Raw genomic sequence first — 22,562 nt, 5'->3', positions numbered from 1 at the left:
CAAGGTATGAAGCTGCGTTTGCTTTAGGGAAAGCTGTAAAGAGAAAAGAGCAGGCCAGAAAATCCCAAATACTGGCCTGCTCTCTTTTTTTATCAAAATTATGACCCGGACGGTAATCGCACCAATGCGCACCTATACGGTATATTACATCATAACGTAATTTCTATTTCCTTTCATTCGCGTATAAGCGTCATTGCAGGAAGCCCTGCAGCTGTACGCTGGCCAGATAAGCCCATTGACACTTTAAATTCACTATATAAGTTTTGCATAACTTGATAGACACCGTCTTCTCCATCATAAGCAAGACCATAGACAAAAGGCCGGCCAATGCATACTGCATTGGCACCAAGCGCCAATGCCTTTAATGCATCAATTCCACGGTATACACCACCGTCCAACAATACTGGTACACGGCTGTCTACCGCTTTTACAATAGCAGGCAGAGCATCAAGACTTCCGATGACACCATCCAATTGACGGCCGCCATGGTTGGAAACGATGATTCCATCTACTCCGGCTTCAATAGCTAGCCGCGCATCTTCAGGGTGTAAGATACCTTTAATAAGCAGTGGGACATGAAGACGCCTTTTCAATTCACGGACATTTTCCCAATTCAGTGTGGGATGGAAAATATTAGCTAGTATACCTTCTACATAAGACTCCAATGAATCGTCCTTTAAGGAGGCAGTAAAGACAGGGTCATTCATATAATTGCCACGCGCCAGCCCCAGCTTTAACGGTGAAAACTGATTACGTACATCTTCCTCCCGCCAGCCAAGCATAACGGTATCGACTGTCAGGACAATTGCTTCGAAGCCTGCACTTTCCGCGCGGGCAGCCATACTATAAGCGATTTCTTCATTTGTGGACCAATAAAGCTGAAACCATTTTGTATGATCCGGCACTGTCTCGGCCACTTCCTCAAGTGAATAGCTGGAGACAGTACTTTGAATGTAGGGCATGCCAAGTCTTTGGGCAGCACGTACAACAGCCAATTCTCCGAGTTCATGAACCATCTGATTCATCCCAACCGGTGCAAATAAAAAAGGAGTAGGGTATGTTTTGCCGAACAGCTCGATGGATGTATCCGGTTCGGACACATCTGTTAAAAAGCGTGGAACAATAGAATACTTCGCAAAAGCGCTGCGGTTGTTACGAAGTGACTGTTCGCCGCCAGCCCCGGAGCGGATATAGCCGTATGGTCCGGCAGGAAGTCTCTCTGCTACTGCTTTTTCTAAGTCCTCAAAGCAAATTGGAAAAGGTTTGTTTCCCTGAATATTTTTTAAGAGCAAGTCTTCTTTTGTCATGAATATATCAGTCCTTTTTCAGCTTGGCAGCAACACGGTTGCCAATTGATTGAACTACCTGTACTAAAATAATAAGAATGAACACAGCTGCATACATAACATCTACCTGGAAACGAATATGGCCGTAGCGGTATGCTAAGTCACCAAGACCGCCAGCGCCTACCAGTCCTGCCATTGCCGTTGCTCCAATTAGTCCGACTGTTGCAATCGTCAAACCGAGTACAATGGAGGAGCGGGCTTCACGTAACAGTACATGCCAAATGATATGACGCCGCTTAACGCCCATTGCCGTATAAGCCTCCATTACACCTGGAGACACTTCTAAAAGAGCGGTTTCCAATAGACGGGCAATATAGGGGGCTGTATAAACAACAAGTGGTACAATTACGCCCTTTACACCAATTGTTGTACCGACAAGAAACTTTGTGAGCGGCAAGATGAAGAATAATAAAATAATAAACGGTATCGAGCGGATAATATTGATAATCAGGTTAGAAATACGGTAGACCCATTTATTTTCAAATGCCTGTCCTGAACGTGTCAGTACTAGCATCAGCCCAAGCGGAACACCCAGAGCAATCGAAATAATGAGGGAAATAGAGGTCATCTGGAACGTTTCAATTAACGCCTCCCAAATGATCGGTCCCCATTGCTCCAAAAAGCCTTTATCTTTATTCATTTGCTGTACCTCCCAACACGTCAATTTGTACGCCGTTATCTGTTAGGTACCGGGTAATATCAGCAATGTCTGCTGCTGTTCCATTGATATGAACAACGATATTGCCGACAATTCCATTTTTAAGTTCAACAATGTTGGCGGCCAGAATATTCGGCTGTACATGGAATCTACTTGCTACATCCGCAATGAGCGGTTTCCCTGTACTTTCGCCGACAAATGTTAGGCGAATGACCGCACCCGTCAAATTCAACTGTTCAATGAGCGAATCCGGCAGGCTGCGCTGTGAAATCGTATTTAAAAACTTGCGTGTCGTTGGATGCTGCGGTTTTGTAAACAGCTCAATGGCTGTATTATGCTCCACGAGCTTTCCTTTCTCCAGGACATATACATAGTCACAGATTTTCTGAATGACATTCATTTCATGAGTGATTAAAAGGATGGTAATGCCGAGCTTTTCATTGATTTCAAGGAGCAGATCTAAAATAGAATCTGTCGTTTCGGGATCCAGCGCGCTTGTCGCTTCATCACTAAGTAGAATTTCAGGTTCCTGCGATAGGGAGCGGGCGATGGCGACACGTTGCTTTTGTCCACCCGACAGCTGGTTTGGATAGCTAGCCAGCTTCTCCGTTAGGCCGACGATTTCCGCATATTTCTTTACCTTTTCTTCTACCTCCTGTTTGCTATAGCCTAATAGTTTTAAAGGTATGGCGATATTATCATAGACCGTCGCTGTTTTCAGTAAATTAAAATGCTGAAATATCATGCCGATTTTTTGGCGCGATTGCCGGAGCTGTTCTGGGGAAGCTTTCGTCAGATCAACACCGTTAATGATTACCTTGCCACTTGTTGGTCGCTCCAGCAGATTGACACAACGGATAAGTGTGCTTTTTCCAGCGCCTGAATAGCCGATTACCCCATGGATTTCACCTTTTTTTACTTGTATATCTACCTGATCAACAGCCGTAACTGTACCGTTCTTTGCTTCGAATTGTTTTACAACTGATTGGAGTTGAATCATTTTCTCCCCGCCTTTCTAGCTAAAAAGCTACCGGTATCAATACCAGTAACTTTTGCGCATGTAATGGATTAGAAACCTGGAATGACAGCTCCGTCGTATGTTTCTTGAATATACTCGCGTACTTCATCCGATTGATATGCTTCGATGAATTTCTTCAAGTCTTCACTGTCTTCATCGCCCGGGCGTACAACAATGACGTTTACATAAGGAGACTCTGCGGATTCAAGCAGGATGGAATCGTTTTTAGGATTTAGGCCTGCCTCCATTGCAAAGTTTGTATTAATAGCGGCGAAATCTACTTCACTGAGCTGTGTTGGGATTTGTGCTGCTTCCAATTCGATGAACTCCAGGTTTTTTGGATTTTCCTCAATATCATAAATTGTGCCATTAATACCCACACCTTCTGTTAATGTAATATAGCCGGCATCAGCAAGAACCGCTAATGCACGCCCGCCGTTTGTCGGGTCGTTCGGGATGGCTACTTTTGAACCTTCCGGAACAGCATCAATTGATTTATATTTCTCCGAATAGAAGCCCATTGGATTTAATACTGTATCGGCTACAGCTACAAGCTCCTCACCCCGGTCTTTATTAAAGTTATCCAGGAAGGGTTTGTGCTGGAAGTTGTTTACATCAAGGTCTCCCTCTACAAGCGCTGTATTTGGCAAAACATAATCAGAGAATACTTCAATCTGCACGTCAAGATCGTTTTTAGCCGCAACTTTGGCAGCGACTTCCGTAATTTCTTCATGCAGCCCGGCTGTTACACCAACCTTGATGACACCATCATTTAATTTCTCTTCTGAATTCTCATCGTTGCTGCATGCTGCAAGTGACAGAGTAAGTAATGCTCCTGCGAATAAATAACCGAATTTTTTTGTTTTCATGTATGATTCCTCCAACGTGTTTGTTTTTGTCCTTTAATAAAAAATGCCTCTCTTTTGAAAAGAGAGGCATGAATAGACAATATTCAAACACCACTCTTATCTTTCAAAACGAATTCGTTTTGTAGGATTTAGCACCGTGCAAATGCGTCCTTCGCAAATGCTGGTTGCCGAGCTTCATCGGGCCAGTCCCTCAGCTACTCTTAATAAGAGAGAAAACACTATATTAAAAAACTATGAAACCTAATATACAGACTATTTATTCATTTCGCAATAGTATTTTATTATTTTTTTAAAAAACTTAAAAATAAATAAATAGATTGGGTTCGTTTACTCGACAGTGAGGTGAAAAATGCCAAGCTTTTCTACACGAGCAATTGCCTCCCGCAACCGATCTTCCGAAACGAGCAACCCGACACGTACATAACCTTCCCCGTATTTCCCGAATCCATTTCCTGCTGCGACCGCAACATCCGCCTTGTCCAGCAGTACATCGGCAAACTGCTGGCTGGTAAATCCTTTTGGAACAGGCAGCCAAGCAAAAAAGGATCCTTTTGGCGCCTGGACATTCCAGCCAATCCGTCGTGCTTCTTCAACAAGCACATTGCGGCGGCTTTCATACGTATTACGCAGTATTTTCACACAGCCCTGTTCAGCTGTTAATGCTTCAGCCGCTGCGTACTGAATAGCAGGGAAAATGCTGCAAAACAGATGATCCTGAATTAAATTAATCGCTTCAATCATCTTTTCATTACCAACGGCAAAACCAACACGCCATCCAGCCATATTATATGATTTTGATAGGGTATATAGTTCGATACCAACATCTTTGGCACCCTCTGCCTGTAGGAAACTGGCGGGCTTTACACCATCGAACCCTAATGCACCATACGCAAAGTCATGGGCGATAGCAATATCGTGTTTTTTTGCAAAGGCAACTGTTTCTTGAAAGAATTGCTGATCCGCTACACCACCGGTCGGATTGTTCGGATAATTGATATACATTAGCTTGGCACGTTCTTTCACTTCTTCAGGGAGGGCATCATAGTCCGGTAGAAATTTATTCTCTTCAGTAAGCGGCATTGTATCAAAATTCACGTCTGCAAGAGCAACGCCAGATAAATAATCGGGATAGCCCGGATCGGGTAGCAGCATAGTATCCCCGGGATTCAACATAGCTAACGGCAGCTCAACAAGCCCGATTTTGGTTCCTCCTAAAATAGCAACTTCTTTCTCAGGGTCGATGTCGACATCATATTCACGCTTATAGAAGTCGGCTGCTGCCTGGCGAAGGGCCGGTATACCGCGGAAAGGTGAGTATTTATGTGTGAGCGGATCTGCTGCTGCCTCCTGCAGGGCTTCGATAATATGAGGAGGGGTCGGCTGATCGGGGTTGCCTTGTCCCAAATTGATAATGTCACGCCCTTCAGCAACTGCCTTCGTCACTTTGCCTACGAGGGCCGCAAAAAATTGAGGAGGGAGCTGCTGTAGTCTATTCGAAAATTCCATTTTATTATCACCTTTTTTCAGAATTTAGTAAAAATTATACGAATCATGTTATGATATTTAAGAGAAAAAGTCTATAGGCGGTGTAGGAATTATGAAAATCGGATGTATTCAACTAAATATGGGATTTGGGAAAGTAGAAGAAAACTATGAACGCGCTGAAATGCTGATTCGGGAGGCGGCGGAAAAGGGCGCAGAAATCATTGTGCTGCCGGAAATGTGGAACACAGGCTATGCGCTTGAAAAGCTGGAAGAACTAGCGGACGTAGACGGTGAACGTACGAAGGCCTTTCTCATACGTTTAGCAAAAGAACTCGGTGTTCATATCGTTGGTGGCTCGGTTTCTGTAAAAAAGGGCGGGAATTTTTACAACACGATGTATACGGTAAATAAAGAAGGCGAGCTTGTCGGTGAATACAGCAAGGCTCATTTATTCCGCTTGATGGATGAACATCTTTATTTAGAGGCGGGCTCTGAAATGAACCGTTTTGCCCTGGGGGATCTAGAAGCCGGTGGTGTCATCTGCTATGATATCCGCTTCCCGGAATGGCTTCGCAGTCATGCATTGTCTGGTGCGAAGGTTCTGTTTGTACCGGCACAGTGGCCAACTCCGCGTATCGACCATTGGAAAACATTGCTGCAGGCACGTGCTATCGAAAATCAGTGCTTTGTCATCGCGGTGAACCGTATTTCAAGAAAACCGGAAAACTTCAATGGGCAGTCGATGGTTATTCAGCCTTGGGGAGAAGTATTATGGACGGGTGCCGAGGATGAAGAGCTGGCCATTATTGATGTAGATTTTTCGATTGTCGATGAAGTGCGTGGAAGAATCCCTGTTTATGATGACCGCAGACCAGAATTATATGAAACGGTAGTAAAAAAATAAAAATGTAAGAGGCTGTCCAACGAGAGGACAGCCTCAGCCTGTTGACAAACGCTTTCACCCTGCGTTGCTTGCCTCGCTCGTCCGCTCATGAACTTAGGTTCTATTCGCGTCTTCGCTCATCGGCGCGCCTTGTCTGGCAAGCGTTTTCAAGACAGGCTGGGTAAATCTTCTTTTTTGATATTATCTAAAAATACGTAAAGACAAAGTCGCAAAAAGACTTTGTCTTCACTCTGAGGCTGTCCAACGAGAGGACAGCCTTTTTTTGCTGCTTACTTATCCGTCTGCCGCATAATGTTTTCTCGGCTGATTCTCGCTGATTGAGCTGATGGAATATGAAAAGCTGACATTTTCAGAACTTTAAGGTTGTCGTCTCAATTGTCTCATTTTATGATAGGAACAAACGTTCTTTCCTCGGGGTGGTTAAATGTATGAAAATGCGCCAAATAAATCGATTATCTGTATTGATATGCGCTGTTTTTATGCGAGCTGCATGGCACATCTTCATAAGCTTGATGTGATGAAAGTGCCTATTGCAGTGATTGGAAGTTTCCAGCAGCCTGGCAGCATTGTACTTGCTGCTTCCCCGCCGATGAAAAGCCGCTTTGGGATTAAAACCGGATCTCGCTATTTTGAAATTCCCAAGCATCCCGATATCCGTTTATTTGAGCCAAAGATGGAGTTTTTCCTCCGAATCTCCATGGAAATCACACGCCTTTTTAATCAATTCGTACCAAAGGAGGCCATCCATGTCTACAGTGTAGATGAAAGTTTTATTGATTTGACTGGAACGGAAAGGCTATGGGGTTCTCCCGAACAGACTGCTAGAAGAATTCAACGTTGGGTTTACGAGCAATTTGAGATTCCGAGCGCCATTGGAATGGGGCCGAACATGCTGATGGCAAAGCTGGCGCTTGACATGGAGGCAAAAAAGACCGGATTTGCTAAATGGTCATACGAGGATGTTCCGCAGAAACTTTGGCCAGTTTCTCCGCTTTCAAGTATGTGGGGCATTGGTACAAGAACAGAACGTACATTGAATCATATGGGCATCTTTAATGTATATGATCTTGCCCATGCGGATCTCGCTGCTTTAGAGAAGCGTTTTGGCATTATGGGAAACCAATTATATTATCATGCATGGGGAATCGACCACTCGCTCATTGGTGCCCCCATTCTAAACGGGCAGGTGAGCTATGGAAAGGGGCAAATATTAATGCGTGACTACCGTACCCGTGAAGAAATCTTAGTAGTCATTCTTGAAATGTGTGAGGATGTGGCTAGAAGAGCAAGGGAGGCATCAATGGTAGGGCGCACTATTTCTCTTGGGCTAGGGTACAGTAAAGATGCCTTTGGGGGAGGGTTTCGTCATGCAAAAACAATTGAAGAGCCGACAAATGATACGCTTGTGATTTATAAGGTGTGTGTTGAACTGCTTGATACATTTTATGCTGAGCGTCCGGCACGTCAGCTTTCTATAACCTTAAGCAACTTGGAGAGCGAATATTCCATGCAGTTAAGCCTTTTTGATGAGGAAAAGTGGAGCAGGAGGAAGTTAGGCATGGTGATGGATGCAGTCCGGGCAAGGTATGGCTCAACTGCTATTTTACGTGCTGTTTCCTACACAGAGGCAGGTACATCTGTTACTCGGGGAACATTGCTTGGTGGACATAAAAAGTAAGAAGGGATGGTCGCTGATGAATAGAGATAGAGGAACGATCAAGTGGAATGCCATGATGCTGCCGGAGCATGTTAACTTGCTGCATGAATGGAAAGCAGAGGATAACAAAATAGAAAAGCCGAACCTCGATGAGTGGGCCTGTCAGGAGCTGGGAGCCCAACTCACCGCTGCATATCATCACCGGCTTCCCATCCGGTTGACTGTTTGGCAGGAAGGGGAAAAGACCGTATGGACGACGGTTATTAAAAGAGTTGATGATAAACGGCAATCTGTTTATACAGAGGAAGGAAAGGAGATAGCGATTAGGCATCTCTATAATGCAATAATTATGGATTAAGATGGGAGATACGTAGAGCAAGGTTTTAACAAAAGGACCGACAGAAATAAATGATTCTGTCTTCTCGTAAAACGGCAAAATGCTTCACCTTTCACGGTATAAAAAGGAATGCATATAATAGCAGCAAGTAGGCTATCAGCATTATTTTTATCATTGTCCATATCTGTTCTCCTATTCAGAAAAGTAATGTGGCTATTCTATCCTTTCATCGTTGATGTGAAAAGAGAGGCATAACGATTCAAAAAAAGCTGTCCAATAAGGCCAAACTTATCGGACAGCTTCTTTATGTAAATCAGATTTTTTTAAGAAAAAATTTTACTGTGATTGCTGCTATGTAATGATTCTACTGTTGCTGCAGGATGGCCCTTTTTTTCATCTACCTTCATTTTTTAGAATTCAGCAGAAAATGAAATAAAAATGATTGTACTTTCAAAAAGGACGTTATATAATGCGATTAGCTAATAAATGTTGATATATCAGGTTTTCTGTGTATTTGTGGAATGTACAAATGTTTCGCTTCAGAGGAGGGCTTCTATTGAAAAGGATAATGGTTACAGGTGCACTTGGTCAGATTGGTTCTGAACTCGTAGTAAAGCTACGTGAAATATATGGAACAGATGCTGTTTTGGCTACCGATATTCGAAAGGTCGAAAATAGCGCTGGACCATTTGCTGTATTAGATGTAACGGACGATAAGCAAATGTTTACACTTGCAAAGGAATTTGGGGCAGATACAATGATTCATATGGCTGCATTGCTTTCTGCAACAGCTGAAAAGAATCCGCTTCTTGCATGGAATTTAAACATGGGTGGGCTGGTGAATGCGCTGGAGGTAGCTCGTGAACTTGATCTGCAATTCTTTACACCAAGCTCTATCGGTGCCTTTGGGCCGACAACACCGAAGGATCAAACGCCGCAGGATACGTTGCAGCGTCCAACAACAATGTATGGAGTAAATAAAGTAGCAGGTGAGCTGCTATGCGACTATTACTATACAAAGTATGGTCTTGATACACGGGGAGTACGATTCCCCGGGTTGATTTCCTATGTTACGCCTCCAGGAGGAGGAACGACTGATTATGCAGTCGATATTTATTATAAAGCAATCGAAGAAGGGCGCTATACGTCTTATATTGCAGAAGGCACTTATATGGACATGATGTATATGCCGGATGCCCTTCAGGCAATTGTAGATTTGATGGAGGCAGATGGAAGCAAACTTGTTCATCGTAACGCCTTTAATATTTCGGCTATGAGCTTTGAACCTGGGGAAATTGCAGCGGAAATCAAGAAACATATTCCTCATTTCAAGATGAACTACGATGTTGACCCGGCACGTCAGGCTATTGCAGACAGCTGGCCGAACGCTATCGATTCCTCGGCTGCACGTGAGGAATGGGGCTTTAAAGCAGAGTATGACCTGGCGAAAATGACAGTAGATATGCTGGAAAAGCTAAAAAGAAAATTAGAGAGAAAAGCAATTTCTTAATATAACAAAAAGCGGTTGTCCTATGGGGCGCCGCTTTTTTCGTTTAATAATATAGTCATATAGAAAGGAGCCGGAAAAGTAAAATGCCGGTTCCTTTAATTTTGCTGTTTTAATCCTGCTAGAACGAGAGTGGTGAAGTTGTTCATTTCCTTCACAAGATCGAATGCCTCATCATGGATGAGCCAGTCATACACATTGGCACGCATGCATCGTTGGATCACGGCCTGTATTTTCGGGGAATCTAGATCCTGTCGAAATTCCCGCGTTTGAATGCCTTCTTCAATATACTGGTTAAGGATTTGAAAAATCTTACGCTGGGGACTGATTAAATAATGATCCTGCCCTGCATGGTTCGTAATAGCAGCCGTATAGACTGTTCGCATAACATCCTTTCCGACTACGGTTGTCAAATAAATCATTTGCTCTTCATAGATTTTAAGAATTTTTTTGCTGGCAGGCAGGTGGGAATCGATTTTTTTTTCTACTGTCATATAAAAATGATCCAACTCTTTAAACTTTTCTAAAATAACATCATATTTGGATGGAAAGTGTGTATAAAAAGTGCCCTTTGATACATTACAAGCCTTCGTAATCTGCTCAATTGATACATGTTCGAAACCATATTTGCCAAACAGCTCCAGTGATTTAGTAAGCAATTTCTCACGGGTTTCCAGTGCTTTCTTTTGCCTTTCCGTTAAGTTTTTCATAGAACTTGTCCCCTTTTCATACTATTTAAAGATAATGAAATACAAAAAAACTGCTTAATAGAGAAAAAAACCGCATTGACGATTGGTAAATCAGTGGTTATGATTTAGGTGACCGTGGTTATTGACTGCGGTCAGTTAATTTTGCTTTTCCCATCTTACGACAAAACAGGATGGTTGACTAGTCGTAACTTCAATCTTTGAAAACGTTTTTTCATGATTACTTAGGAGGGGTTATGTATGGCTACAGCACAAGAAGTAAAAGTATTAACGCACTTTATCGGTGGGGAAATGGTAGAAGGCAAAAGCGGAAGATTTGGCTCTGTTTACAACCCAACAACAGGCGAGATCATTGCAAAAGTACCGCTTGCAACAGCAGAAGAAACAAGAGCGGCAATTGAACAGGCACAAGCTGCCTTTCCAGCATGGCGGGATCTTTCTGTAGCAAAGCGTGCAGAAGTCCTGTTAAAATTCCGCAATCTGCTGACAGAAAATATGGATAAGCTGCTTCAAATTATTTGTACAGAAAGCGGTAAAACGATAGAGGATGCAAAAGGAGAAGTAACAAGAGGAATCGAATCAGTGGATTTGGCAATCGGGGCCCCTCATCTTATGAAGGGTGAGTATTCGGTAAATGTTGGCGGACAAATCAATGCATATTCTGCAAAATATCCGCTTGGTGTAGTTGCGGCTATTTCGCCGTTTAACTTTCCGATTATGGTGCCGCTTGCTCAAACAAGTATGGCAGTCGCCGTCGGAAATGCAGTCATTTTAAAAGCATCCGAACGTGTTCCAATGACAGCTTTATTTGTAAGTGAGCTATGGAAAAAAGCGGGGCTGCCAGATGGCATTTGGACAGTCGTTAACGGCGATAAAGATGCGGTGAACGAATTACTGGAAAATCCGGCGGTACAGGCGATTTCATTCGTCGGTTCAACACCTGTTGCCCGTTATATTTATGAAACAGGTGCAAAATACGGCAAGCGTGTAACAGCGCTTGGCGGGGGAAAAAACAATATGATCGTCATGCCGGATGCTGATCTAGAGCAGGTGGCAGATGCCTTTATCGGTGCCGCGTATGGTGCGGCATCACAGCGCTGTATGGCGATTTCTACATTAATGCCTGTAGGGGAGGAAACGGCAGACCGAATCGTAGCCATCTTAAAGAAGAAGATTGCCGAATTGAAGGTGGGTTCTTATACAGAACCCGATACAGATTTTGGACCAGTTATTTCCCAACAATCAAAAGAGGCTGTTCTAGCGGCTATTGAGCGCGGCGAAGCAGAAGGAGCAGAAGTTGTATGGGATGGACGTGAACTGCCGATTGTGAAGGAATCGAAAGGGTTCTTTGTAGGTCCAACGCTGCTGGATCACGTGAAGCCGGGAATGGAAATTTATGAGCAGGAAGTATTCGGTCCAGCCCGCAATATCGTCCGTGTCGCTTCATTAGAAGAAGCGATTGAATTAATTAACAGGCATGAACTTGGGAATGGTGTAACGATTTTTACAAATGACGGAGCGGCAGCCCGCAAATTCACAACAGAAATCGATGTAGGCATGGTTGGTGTAAATGTACCGATCCCCATTCCAGTCGGCTATCATAACTTTGCCGGGTTTAAAGGTTCCCGCTTTGGAGATGGGGTAATGTTTGGGCCGGAACAGGTGCGCTTCTTTACGAAAACAAAAACAATCTCAGAGCGTTGGACAGCCCCTGTCTCAACAGCATCTACATTTGCTTTTCCAAGTAACGACTAACGATGACGAAAAAATGTTCGGAGGGATGGACATGATTCAAACAAAGACAGCTTTTACAGTGCAATCACCGGGAACGGTCGTATATGGACGTGAAGCCTTTGAAGAAGTTGGGGTGTATGCAAAAAAACTTGGAACAAAGGCGCTGATTGTGAGTGATCCAATCATGGATAAACTAGGATTTGTCGCAAGATGCCTTACTCTATTGAAAGAGCAGAATATCGAAGCTGTTTCCTATTTAGGAGTGACAACGGAGCCGATTGATACGTATGTGGAAGAGGCGCTGACGCTGGCAGATGAAGAAAGCTGTGATGTAATCATTTCGTTAGGCGGGGGCAGCTGTATCGATACGGCAAAAGCGGTAGCGGTCGTTGCGACAAATGGGGGCTATATTAAGGATTATATGCATATGAAAAAAATAGCAAATGAGCAGCCGATTCCGCATATTGCCATTCCGACAACGGCCGGTACAGGTTCAGAGGCGACGAATGCAACAGTCATTACAGATACGGCGAATGATGTAAAAATGATGATTAAACAGTCTGCCTTTATGCCGGATGTGGCGATCGTCGACCCTGTTCTTACGCTGTCTTCACCTCCAGCGATTACAGCAGCAACAGGTGTTGATGCATTGAGCCATGCAATTGAGGGGTACTTATCCCGATTGGCCCATCCTTATACAAATACGCTCGCATTGTCAGCTATGAAGCTCCTTATAGAAAATATACTGACGGTGTATGAGGATGGAGCTAATATCGAAGCACGCGAGGCAATGGCACTCGGTTCGCTTCAAGCAGGACTTGCATTTTCGAATGCCTCGGTTGCGCTTGTCCATGGCATGTCCCGTCCAATCGGTGCATTATTCCATGTACCACATGGCATTTCTAATGCGATGCTGCTGCCTGCTGTACTGGAGTATTCGAAGGATACATGTATCGACCGCCTGGCAGATGTAGGGACATTCTTTCAGAAAGAGGGGCAGCCAATGTCACAGGAAGAACTGGCCGATTTAGCCATTCAATCTATCAAAGAGTTATGTAAGAAGATGGGGATTGGTAATTTGCAAAAGTGGGGTATTGAGGAGCAGGCATTTTATAGTGCCATTCCGAAAATGGCTGATGATGCACTGGCTAGCGGCAGCCCTGGTAATAATCCTAAGGTGCCGACGAAAGAGGAATTGATGGAACTTTACAAAATAGTGTACCATTATGAATTTTAACGAAATAGAGTACTTGTTGACGAATCCCCCTTCCACCGAAGCGGGATTCGAAAACATGTGCTTTGCCAGTAATTAGTTAGGGGGACTCTGTTCCCTAAAGAACTTAATGGAAGTTTGACTTGCGCTTTATAATCAAAAGGAAGATAGCGATAAAGAATATTCCATAAAGGAAGACAAAACCGAATCTCCAATAAAATACTTCAGGGATAAATGGTAAGCTGTCGTCTGAAGCCATCATTTCCAACGGAAGATAAACGGGCGGAACCAACCAGATCAGCCCCTTTACTTGGAGGAATGAAGCTTTAAATGCGACAAGTGATAAAGAAATAACGAGAACACTTAAAACTCCCCACCATGTATTTATTCTTTTTTTAACAATATCCCTCGTAAAGACGGCAGATAATCCAATAGACAAAAATGCTAAGCTGAAATGGGAAAGAACCCCCAACAGAACATGCAGTATCCGTGTTTTCACGCCAAAGGCTCCAAAAGCAATTGGAGATGCCACTGCCACTATACTTAGAAAAAGACCAATCAATGCTGCCAGGAGATAGAGAGATACATAGTATTTGCTCAAACTTTGGCTATGTAATAATGTGATTTGCTTCTGCCCCGGATCCTCAACGTGAAAGATCGTTACGGTAAACCACCCCATGATAAAAAAGAGCATGAGGGAGGTAAAAGAGTAACTATCCAATATTGGATTAGGGGTGTATGTGTAGTTTACGATCAATAAAATAATAAACAGAGAAAGTGGGGGGACGTATTGATAAGATCTCAAGTAGCTGATGAATTGGTAGTGCAACAAACCTTTCATAACTTCTCATCTCCTTGTTTGAAAAAGCCTTGATAGAATGCTTCCTTTGCTTCATTAATAGGTAATAGCTGTTTAATGGATACCTGCTTTACGAGAAGCTGCCGTATCAAATCGTCCGTTGCCTCTTCGTTTACAACTGCCTCTACCCTTATAATCATAGGCGTTAGATGAACCTTTTGTATAATTTTCATAGAGGAAAGCAATTCTTCAAATGTTTGTCTGGCAGGAATTTCGAAAATTAATTTATTCACTTTTTGTATAGTATCCGTCGATAGAGTGGAGTCAATGACTTGATGATTTTGAAGGAAGAGCACCCGGTCTACTGCATTTTCTAATAGCTTTGTTTCATGGCAGGTTAAAAGGATGCTCAACCCTTGTTCTTTTAGTGTTAAAAGAAGCTTCTCTAAATCCATTTGGGCTTTCGGATCAAGTCCTGACAATGGCTCATCCAATATGAGCAGATCCGTCTCTTCTAGCATTGCCTGCATAATCATCATTTTTTGTTTCATCCCTTTAGAGAAACGACTCATTTTTATATGAATGTTGCTTTGGAGTTGAAATGTATGAACGAGCATCTCAATTCGGTTTTTTAGAAGCTGCTTATCCATTCCTCTAATGGTCCCCATATGCATAAGATATTCCTCAGGGGTAAATGGCAAATCAGCAGGGGTGACTTCTGGTACGTAGCCTATTTTTAAAGGGTGGATTAGTTTATTGATTGCACCATGATCTGCTTTTACCAGCCCTGCTGTTATTTTCAATAATGTGCTTTTGCCGGAACCATTACTGCCAACAAGAGCGGCAATCTGCTGTTGATATATAGATAATGAAAGGTTATCCAAAACCATTTTCTCCTTATATTTCTTTGTGATGTCGGTTAGTTCCATAATTTTATTCATTCTTACAGCCCCCTCTATAGAAGAACCTGCCCTAAATCATGAGCAGATTTTGTTTCAATTCATTTCATTATAACACCACAAATATACAAATAAGGTTATATTTATAAATATGGAGGTCGCTTTCCTCCTATTACATAAGAAGACAGCAGCGCCTCTTAAGGAGGGGCTGCTGTTCTCGTTTTATTTCTTCAGCATGGCAAATACCTGCTCAACGTCCTTATCTCCACGTCCTGAAATATTGACGATGATGCTATCTTCAGCAGAGAGGGCAGGCGCCAATGTAAGGGCATATGCCACAGCATGGGCGGATTCAAGTGCTGGGATAATTCCTTCCACTTTTGAAAGGGTCTGAAATCCTTCAAGTACTTCCTCGTTCGTCACAGTCACATATTCAGCACGTCCGCTCGTCTTCAAATAGCTATGTTCCGGGCCAACACCAGGATAATCCAGTCCGGCCGCGATGGAGTACGTCGGCAATGGGGTGCCTTCCTCATCCTGCAGGACGATACAGCGGAATCCGTGCAGATTGCCAGGACGTCCTTCAGTGAGGGTAGGGGCCTGATCGGGCTCAACATCGATTAACCGTACATTGTGCTCGTCAATATATTCAGCGAATGCACCGATTGCATTGCTGCCGCCACCTACACAGGCAAGAACGGCAGCTGGTAATTTGCCTTCTTTGGCTAAATGCTGCTTTTTTGATTCTTTTGATATGACGGATTGAAAGTGTTTAACCATGGACGGGAACGGATGTGGGCCAACCGCCGATCCTAATAGATAAAATGTGTGCTCATAATTTTTCACAAGGTCTGCGAAGGCTTCATCTACTGCATCCTTTAGGCGTCCTTGCCCTTTTTCAACTGCTACAACCTTTGCTCCAAGAAGCTCCATTCTAAATACGTTTAACGACTGGCGCTTTGTATCCTCTGCCCCCATATAAATTGTGCAATCTATACCGAACATCGCACAGACTGTGGCTGTTGCCACCCCGTGCTGGCCAGCTCCAGTTTCAGCAATGACACGCTTGGCGCCCATGCGTTTCGCTAAAAGGATTTGTCCTAATACGTTGTTGATTTTATGGGAACCGGTATGATTCAAATCCTCCCGCTTTAAATAAATTTTGGCACCACCGCACTGCTTCGTTAAGTTTTCGGCAAAGTAAAGAGGTGATTTCCGTCCTACATACTCCTCGAAGTAATAGTTCAGTTCCCGGTTGAATTCTTCATCATCCTTATAACGATAGAAATTTTCCTCTAAAATGTCCAAGACGTTTTGCAAATCGGAGGGGACGGAACTGCCGCCGAACTCTCCGAAATAGCCTCGTTTTTCTGTTGCTTTCATACTTAATTCACCTCCGCATGTTTTGATGCTTTTACTAATGATTCAATCGTTTCCCAGTCATTGTGCGCGAGAGCATCGACAATTTTACTGCCGACAATGACCCCATCGCTAAATGAACCGAATGCTTCCACTTGCTCAGGTGTTGAGATGCCGAAGCCGGCCAGCACAGGTAGGGCACTATAGGACTTTAAGTTAGCAAAATGAGGGGCCAGGTCATTAGAAAAAACGGAGCGGGCACCTGTTATACCGTTGACTGTGACTGCATAGATAAATCCTTCACTGGCTGCTGCAAGCTTTGCGATACGCTCGGTCGGGCTTGTCAAAGAGACAAGCTGTATAAGGGAAATCTCTTTTTCGGAGAGCTCTGTATGAATGATTGAGCTTTCCTCCAGAGGCATATCTGGTACAATCAGTCCACGGATGCCAGCTTCGTAGGCATCTTGGGCAAATGCTGCAGCCCCATACGCTAAGATCGGATTCAAATATGTCATCGCAACAAGGGGGATCTTCACTTCATGGGCAAATTCCTTCAAGGCCGCAAGTACATTGCGTAAATTTACCCCATTTGCCAGCGCACGTTCACCAGCCTTTTCAATTGTAGGACCATCTGCTACAGGGTCAGTGAATGGGATGCCTACTTCAATAGCTGTTACACCTAAATGCTGTAGGCGAAGTATTGTCTCACGTAAGATGCTTAAGCCGCCGTCGCCGGCCATAATATAAGGAACAAATGCTTTTTCCCCGGATTTGATAGCTGATTCCATTGCTGTTTGTAGTGTCATCGCATATTACCTCCCAGTGCATCAATCAGTGTATGAACATCTTTGTCTCCCCGTCCGGATAAGCATACGATGATGATGTCATCCTTTTTCATAGTAGCTGCCAGCTTCGATGTATAAAACACCGCATGAGCACTTTCAATAGCCGGCAAAATACCTTCTGTAGCACATAATAGCTTGACGCCCTCCAAAGCTTCTTCATCTGTTACCGAATCATACGCAGCACGGCCGATATCCGAAAGGAAACAATGCTCTGGACCAACAGCGGGATAGTCGAGTCCCGCAGAAATAGAATGGGCCTCCTGGACGAAGCCGTTTTCATCTTGCAGGAGATACATATAGGCACCGTGCAGGACCCCTTTTTGCCCTCCTGCAATAGCAGCGGCATGCTTACCGGTTTCAATACCTGCACCGGCTGCCTCGACACCAATCAGCTTGACATCCCGATCTCCGATGAAAGGATAGAACATGCCGATTGCATTGCTGCCTCCTCCGACACAAGCTACAACGGCATTTGGAAGACGTCCCTCTTGTTCTTGAATCTGAATACGGGCCTCATCCCCTATGACCCGCTGAAAATCGCGGACGATCGTAGGGAAGGGGTGTGGTCCTAGAGCTGAGCCAAGTATATAATGAGTATCTTCAATATGGGTTACCCAGTGGCGCAGAGCCTCATTTACCGCGTCCTTCAGTGTTGCAGAGCCCTTTTCCACAGAGATAACTTTTGCCCCAAGGAGTTCCATGCGAAAGACGTTCAGCGCCTGGCGTTTGACGTCCTCTGCGCCCATATAAACGATGCAATCAAGATTAAGTAAAGCGCATGCTGTTGCTGTTGCTACACCATGCTGGCCGGCACCTGTTTCAGCAACGATCTTCTTTTTACCCATGCGGATGGCAAGCAGCGCCTGGCCTAGGGCATTATTGATTTTATGTGCACCCGTATGGTTTAAATCCTCACGCTTCAAATAGATCTTCGCCCCTCCGATCTTTTCTGTCAGACGTTCTGCGAAGTAAAGAGGGGTTTCGCGTCCGACATAATGCGTCAAATAGTAGTGTAATTCTTCCTGAAAGGCAGGATCCTGCTTTGCTTCCTCATAGGATTTTTCAAGTTCAAGTAATGGTGTCATCAGCGTTTCTGGTACGAATTGTCCTCCGTATGCACCGAAACGTCCTGCCGCTGTCGTAGTAGTCATATCATCTTTGCTCCTTTTGCTGTTTGTAGAAAGCCTTTTATTAACGCTTCAGCCTTTATACCGTCCTGTTCGACACCGCTTGATACATCTACACCTGCCGGCTGAACGAGGTGGATGGCCGCTGCAATGTTGTCAGCATTCAATCCACCGGCTAAAATAACTTTTTCACGTGGAATATTCGATTCCTCGAGTAATGACCAGTCAAAAGAATGACCGCTGCCTCCTCGGTAATCCGTTCTGGGAGCGTCAAAAAGATAGTAATCGACATCATAGTCCGCTGCTTTTAAGACATCCTCCGTTGTCCGAATGGAAAAAGCCTTAATTGCCGGAAGGCCGACCTGCTTGATGAAGTCAATCGTTTCATCCCCGTGATATTGAATGTAATCGAGTGGCACCTTTTTATATGCTTCCTGTAAAAATTCCTTTTCTGCATTGACGAATACGCCGACCTTCTTTACGTTTCCGGCGATGTCTTTTGCTAGTGCAGCGGCTTGCTCAATCGTCACTTGCCGCTTGCTCGGTGCAAAAACAAAGCCAATAAAATCTGTCCCAGCGCTGATGGCTGTTTGAACATGGCGCTGTTCCGTTAAGCCACAGATTTTTACGAGTGTCATCTTACTTCACCCGCTTTCAATTCCACTTGCAATGCCTGAAGAGCAGCTATTATGTTGTTGCTGCGCATTAATGATTCGCCGACTAATATTCCCTTTGCCCCGTAGCTCGCCACAAGTGCAGCATCTGCCTCATTCCAAATACCGCTTTCTGATATAAATGCGACATCCGGCCGGTTGAAAGCACGGGCTACTGTTTTTGTCTGCTTCAAATCAACCTCAAAGGTTTTAAGATTGCGGTTGTTCACACCAATAATACGTGCGTTTATTGCTAGTGCGCGTTCTAGCTCCTCTGTATCATGTACCTCTACAAGAACCTCTAGGTCATGGTTAGTTGCATAGGTATGGAGACGGGCCAGTTCTTCATCTGACAAAGCGGCAACAATGAGGAGGATGACAGAGGCACCAGCCGCTTTTGCATAGTCGATCTGTACCTCATCGATAATAAAATCCTTACAGAGGACTGGAATGACTACTGCCTTTGCTACAGCGTTCAAATCCTCGTATGAGCCTTTGAAATATTTCGTTTCGGTCAGCACGGAGATACACGCTGCACCTGCACTTTCATAATGGCTTGCCTGCTCGACAGGATTAACATATGCTGCGATATCTCCTTTAGAAGGAGAGGCACGTTTCATTTCAGCGATAACCTGTAGGTGATCTGCATGAATTAATGTGTCATAAAGGGAAGGGCGCTTCTTTTTATCTAGGTTAAACAGGGGAGTCTGCCCCTTTAATTTCTCTAACTCCGTTTTTTTATGATCAAGTATCTGATTTAAAATAGTCATTTGTTTGCACCTGCTTTCGTCAACTGTTGGCTGTAGGCGATAACTGCTTCTAATTTGCCTATTGCACGTCCGGAAAAAATGCTGTCTTTTGCCATGTCAATTCCTTCTTTCATCGTTTCAGCAAGGCCGTATGCAAAGAAGCCGATACCTGCATTAAGAATGACAGTGTCAAAGTAGGCACTTTGTTTTCCAGCAAGCAGTTCTCGCATAATAGCTGCATTTTCCCCAGCGTTTCCTCCACGGATGGCAGAAAGTGGCTGCGAGGTCAATCCTACATCTTCAGCACGTAATTTAAACGGCAAAATATCGCCGTGATCCAGCAGGACAAACGTATTTTCACCTTCCAAGGAAGCCTCATCCATCCCTTTTGCACCTGATACGACAATTGCCCGGTCCCGCCCGATCATATGAAGTACTTCCGCATAAGAGGTCGTAAAGGCAGGACGGTTAATCCCTACGAATTGAGTCTTTAATGGAACAGGATTTGTTAACGGACCTACCATATTGAAAATAGTCGGCTTGCCGATTGCCTGACGGATTTCACCGATTCGTTTTAGTTTTGGATGGATAGTGGGGGCATGCAGGAAGGCAATCCCTTCCTGCTTCAACAGCTCCGTTGTCTGCTCTATGGTAGACAATAATCCAATGCCCAGCGCTTCCAGTACATCAGAGCTTCCTGATAAACTGGACACTTTTCGATTCCCGTGTTTAGCAACGAGCAGTCCGCCGCCTGCGAGGACGAAAGCAGAAGTAGTAGAAATATTAAAGCTTTGTAATCCATCTCCACCCGTTCCGCAATTATCGATATAAATCCCTTCAGGCACTTCAATCGGGATAGCATGTGACCGCATAACAGAGGCAAGGCCCGCTATTTCATGGGCTGTTTCGCCTTTTGCACTTAAAACAAGCAGGAATTCGTGAATCTGCTCCTTAGGTGTTGTTTCATCGAATACATAGCCTGCTGCATCTATCATTTCTTCAAATAATAGATGTTCACCCTTTGCAAGACGATTTATATAATTCGTTAAGCTCATGATGTCCGCCCCTTTACCATTTCTGAAAGTAAGTCAACTTGTGAGTGCTCATAGAGAATTGAGCCTACACTTTCTGCTGTCACCGTCGCACCGGTTTCTGTCAGAGCCTTCCCTTGTTGAAGAATCAATGTACGGGAAGCGAGGGCGAAATCTATTTGTCCATTGAAACCGATATAGCCAATAGCCCCGCCATAAAGAGCCCGCTGACTTTGCTCGGTTTTCTGGATTGCCTCCTCGGCCTGCTGTTTCTGTTTGCCTGTCACGATGTCAGCCGGCAGCAGGTAGGTCAATGCATCAATAGCATGCAAAGCAGGAGAAAGCACACCGGAGATGACATCGTCCTTCTGCTGGATGGTATCCCTTAAGCAAACATCCTGTATATTAGTTGAAGCATTCGTTTTTAATACATGGCCATGCACACCGACTACACTTGTTGGTGAAGCACCAATTACTGTATGATCGTCGAATTCGATATAGTACAGATAGGGCGAAGGGTGCTTTACTCGTAAAGCCCGGTAAAGCGAAAAAGCATCACCGGAAAAGTCAGCCAGTAACCTGCGGGATAATACGACTTCTGTTAATTCCCCGGCAGCTATCATTTTCTGCAGCTGCTCGACCTGCCCAGTCCATTCCTTTTTTGATGTTTGTTCCGTAAAACGGCCAAGCAAAAATTCCTGCGGCAATAGAGTATCAGCATTTATGATTTGATGCATAACCTCTTCAATACAAGGCTCCTTTACTTCTGCTTCAATGTTCGTATGAATGATTGTCACCTCATCAGTTACATGATCAAATATGACAATCGTATCGTACACATGGAAATTTATTGCCGGAATATCCGCTTGCTCCCGATTGAAACGAATATATCCGATGGCCCCTCCTGTAAAAGGGTATTCTGTATTTGTTGAAATGCGGGGCATCACTTGCTTTAGGAGGTTTACTAAATCCCCCTCGTAGCTATAGCTTCTATCCGTTAAATATGAATACTCGGTTAGTGTCTTATTCGAACCTGTATACGTCTTTCGCGGGTTTGCCCCAATGAAAGAATAGCGTCCAGTCGTTTCGTGCTTTGCCGAACTCTCTAGTAAAAATTTCCGTTTTCCCTGTAGACGATTAAAAATCAATACCGGTGTTAAGCAATCACCGTTGATCTTTTTGATAGTCGTCCGTAATTTGTGCTTGATCATCTGCTCCACTCCACTCATCTAAAATAAAAAAAGTCCTCTACAAAAAGCGTAAACTTTTTGTAGAGGACGATTGAATAACCGCGTTGCCACCTCAGATTGGAGCATATTGCTCCCTCTCAAATCCCGTAACGTGGGATTTCCCGTCCATCAACTCATGCTGACGGCTCTCCTAAGGCCCATTCACAGGAAAAAGCGACACGTTTGCACCAACCACGTGCTCTCTAAACGCTTTACTGCCTGCTACTCTTCTTATTCATCAATTTACTCGGCTATTCTCAACTCTGCTCATATGGCGATTGCGGCTCTCCGCAACCTTCAACCAGTCCGAACGAATGAATTAACGATAATTGTAAAGGGTAGAAAACGGTAAGTCAATATTTTCTGAAAATAAAGGGGTGAAAAAATGGAGCGGTACCGAGTTGGAACCGCTCCATTAGCCTGGGGATGCCCCTGC

At 44.2% G+C, this 22,562-nt stretch carries 21 protein-coding genes, 1 riboswitch and 1 other annotated feature; of the genes, 6 read left to right on the top strand and 15 right to left on the bottom strand.

What is annotated here, in order from left to right; translation table 11 throughout:
- Nucleotides 1–173: 173 nt before the first annotated feature.
- From BOD01S_RS13980 to BOD01S_RS13960, 5 genes are all read right to left on the bottom strand, one after another.
- On the bottom strand, nucleotides 174–1,307 hold the full coding sequence (locus BOD01S_RS13980) for an alpha-hydroxy acid oxidase (protein ID WP_036153247.1): 1,134 nt from the start codon (nucleotides 1,305–1,307) through the stop codon (nucleotides 174–176).
- 7 nt (nucleotides 1,308–1,314) lie between these two features.
- Nucleotides 1,315–1,986 (bottom strand): methionine ABC transporter permease, encoded by a 672-nt coding sequence (locus tag BOD01S_RS13975; RefSeq protein ID WP_036153245.1) that lies wholly within the window; start codon nucleotides 1,984–1,986, stop codon nucleotides 1,315–1,317.
- Nucleotides 1,979–3,004: a methionine ABC transporter ATP-binding protein gene (locus BOD01S_RS13970; RefSeq protein ID WP_036153242.1), complete on the bottom strand. Its 1,026-nt coding sequence runs from the start codon at nucleotides 3,002–3,004 to the stop codon at nucleotides 1,979–1,981. Before BOD01S_RS13970 ends, BOD01S_RS13975 begins: the two co-directional genes overlap by 8 nt.
- Nucleotides 3,005–3,072: 68 nt before the next feature.
- Nucleotides 3,073–3,891: a MetQ/NlpA family ABC transporter substrate-binding protein gene (locus BOD01S_RS13965; RefSeq protein WP_036153240.1), complete on the bottom strand. Its 819-nt coding sequence runs from the start codon at nucleotides 3,889–3,891 to the stop codon at nucleotides 3,073–3,075.
- Nucleotides 3,892–3,984: 93 nt separating this feature from the next.
- Nucleotides 3,985–4,101: riboswitch (SAM riboswitch) on the bottom strand.
- 117 nt (nucleotides 4,102–4,218) lie between these two features.
- Complete coding sequence (locus BOD01S_RS13960) at nucleotides 4,219–5,397, bottom strand: pyridoxal phosphate-dependent aminotransferase (protein ID WP_036153238.1); 1,179 nt, start codon at nucleotides 5,395–5,397, stop codon at nucleotides 4,219–4,221.
- Between the two features lie 91 nt (nucleotides 5,398–5,488).
- Between BOD01S_RS13960 and BOD01S_RS13955 the strand changes: the two genes are divergently transcribed.
- The 4 genes from BOD01S_RS13955 (at nucleotide 5,489) to BOD01S_RS13940 (ending at nucleotide 9,784) form a co-directional block, all read left to right on the top strand.
- The gene (locus BOD01S_RS13955; RefSeq protein WP_036153235.1) at nucleotides 5,489–6,280 is read left to right on the top strand and encodes a carbon-nitrogen family hydrolase; all 792 of its coding nucleotides are present in this window, start codon (nucleotides 5,489–5,491) and stop codon (nucleotides 6,278–6,280) included.
- Nucleotides 6,281–6,704: 424 nt separating this feature from the next.
- A complete protein-coding gene (locus tag BOD01S_RS13950; protein ID WP_036153232.1) occupies nucleotides 6,705–7,958 on the top strand; it encodes a Y-family DNA polymerase in 1,254 nt (417 codons plus the stop codon).
- Nucleotides 7,959–7,974: 16 nt separating this feature from the next.
- Nucleotides 7,975–8,295, top strand: a complete 321-nt coding sequence (locus tag BOD01S_RS13945; protein WP_036153513.1) for a YolD-like family protein — start codon at nucleotides 7,975–7,977, stop codon at nucleotides 8,293–8,295.
- A gap of 535 nt (nucleotides 8,296–8,830) precedes the next feature.
- Nucleotides 8,831–9,784, top strand: coding sequence for an L-threonine 3-dehydrogenase (locus BOD01S_RS13940; RefSeq protein WP_036153230.1), 954 nt, complete (start codon nucleotides 8,831–8,833; stop codon nucleotides 9,782–9,784).
- 95 nt (nucleotides 9,785–9,879) lie between these two features.
- On the opposite strand, the gene BOD01S_RS13935 is transcribed toward BOD01S_RS13940, so the two are convergent.
- Nucleotides 9,880–10,491 carry a TetR/AcrR family transcriptional regulator gene (locus tag BOD01S_RS13935; RefSeq protein ID WP_036153228.1) on the bottom strand — a complete coding sequence of 204 codons (612 nt, stop codon included), beginning with the start codon at nucleotides 10,489–10,491 and terminating at the stop codon, nucleotides 9,880–9,882.
- 237 nt (nucleotides 10,492–10,728) lie between these two features.
- Here BOD01S_RS13935 and BOD01S_RS13930 point away from each other — a divergent pair, with 237 nt between their 5' ends.
- Nucleotides 10,729–12,243, top strand: a complete 1,515-nt coding sequence (locus tag BOD01S_RS13930; RefSeq protein WP_036153225.1) for a CoA-acylating methylmalonate-semialdehyde dehydrogenase — start codon at nucleotides 10,729–10,731, stop codon at nucleotides 12,241–12,243.
- 31 nt (nucleotides 12,244–12,274) lie between these two features.
- Nucleotides 12,275–13,459, top strand: coding sequence for an iron-containing alcohol dehydrogenase (locus BOD01S_RS13925; RefSeq protein WP_036153223.1), 1,185 nt, complete (start codon nucleotides 12,275–12,277; stop codon nucleotides 13,457–13,459).
- 103 nt (nucleotides 13,460–13,562) lie between these two features.
- Here BOD01S_RS13925 and BOD01S_RS13920 read toward each other — a convergent pair whose 3' ends face one another.
- The 9 genes from BOD01S_RS13920 to BOD01S_RS13880 form a co-directional block, all read right to left on the bottom strand.
- Nucleotides 13,563–14,276, bottom strand: coding sequence for a hypothetical protein (locus tag BOD01S_RS13920; protein ID WP_036153220.1), 714 nt, complete (start codon nucleotides 14,274–14,276; stop codon nucleotides 13,563–13,565).
- Nucleotides 14,273–15,175, bottom strand: coding sequence for an ATP-binding cassette domain-containing protein (locus tag BOD01S_RS13915; protein ID WP_036153217.1), 903 nt, complete (start codon nucleotides 15,173–15,175; stop codon nucleotides 14,273–14,275). Before BOD01S_RS13915 ends, BOD01S_RS13920 begins: the two co-directional genes overlap by 4 nt.
- Before the next feature lie 180 nt (nucleotides 15,176–15,355).
- Nucleotides 15,356–16,516, bottom strand: coding sequence for a tryptophan synthase subunit beta (gene trpB, locus BOD01S_RS13910; protein WP_036153215.1), 1,161 nt, complete (start codon nucleotides 16,514–16,516; stop codon nucleotides 15,356–15,358).
- A gap of 2 nt (nucleotides 16,517–16,518) precedes the next feature.
- Nucleotides 16,519–17,298, bottom strand: coding sequence for a tryptophan synthase subunit alpha (trpA, locus tag BOD01S_RS13905; RefSeq protein WP_036153213.1), 780 nt, complete (start codon nucleotides 17,296–17,298; stop codon nucleotides 16,519–16,521).
- The gene (gene trpB, locus BOD01S_RS13900; RefSeq protein ID WP_036153212.1) at nucleotides 17,295–18,488 is read right to left on the bottom strand and encodes a tryptophan synthase subunit beta; all 1,194 of its coding nucleotides are present in this window, start codon (nucleotides 18,486–18,488) and stop codon (nucleotides 17,295–17,297) included. The genes trpA and trpB (BOD01S_RS13900) overlap by 4 nt, the downstream gene beginning before the upstream one ends.
- A complete protein-coding gene (locus BOD01S_RS13895) occupies nucleotides 18,485–19,102 on the bottom strand; it encodes a phosphoribosylanthranilate isomerase (protein ID WP_036153210.1) in 618 nt (205 codons plus the stop codon). Before BOD01S_RS13895 ends, trpB (BOD01S_RS13900) begins: the two co-directional genes overlap by 4 nt.
- Nucleotides 19,099–19,887 (bottom strand): indole-3-glycerol phosphate synthase TrpC, encoded by a 789-nt coding sequence (gene trpC / locus BOD01S_RS13890; RefSeq protein ID WP_036153208.1) that lies wholly within the window; start codon nucleotides 19,885–19,887, stop codon nucleotides 19,099–19,101. Before trpC ends, BOD01S_RS13895 begins: the two co-directional genes overlap by 4 nt.
- A complete protein-coding gene (gene trpD, locus BOD01S_RS13885) occupies nucleotides 19,884–20,921 on the bottom strand; it encodes an anthranilate phosphoribosyltransferase (protein ID WP_036153206.1) in 1,038 nt (345 codons plus the stop codon). Before trpD ends, trpC begins: the two co-directional genes overlap by 4 nt.
- A complete protein-coding gene (locus BOD01S_RS13880; protein ID WP_052124781.1) occupies nucleotides 20,918–22,108 on the bottom strand; it encodes a chorismate-binding protein in 1,191 nt (396 codons plus the stop codon). Before BOD01S_RS13880 ends, trpD begins: the two co-directional genes overlap by 4 nt.
- Nucleotides 22,109–22,167: 59 nt before the next feature.
- Nucleotides 22,168–22,374, bottom strand: a binding site (T-box leader).
- Between the last annotated feature and the right edge of the window lie 188 nt (nucleotides 22,375–22,562).

Source organism: Lysinibacillus odysseyi 34hs-1 = NBRC 100172 (assembly GCF_001591965.1).
Classification (GTDB): domain Bacteria; phylum Bacillota; class Bacilli; order Bacillales_A; family Planococcaceae; genus Lysinibacillus_B; species Lysinibacillus_B odysseyi.
This window is presented reverse-complemented; position numbering and strand designations above follow the sequence as displayed.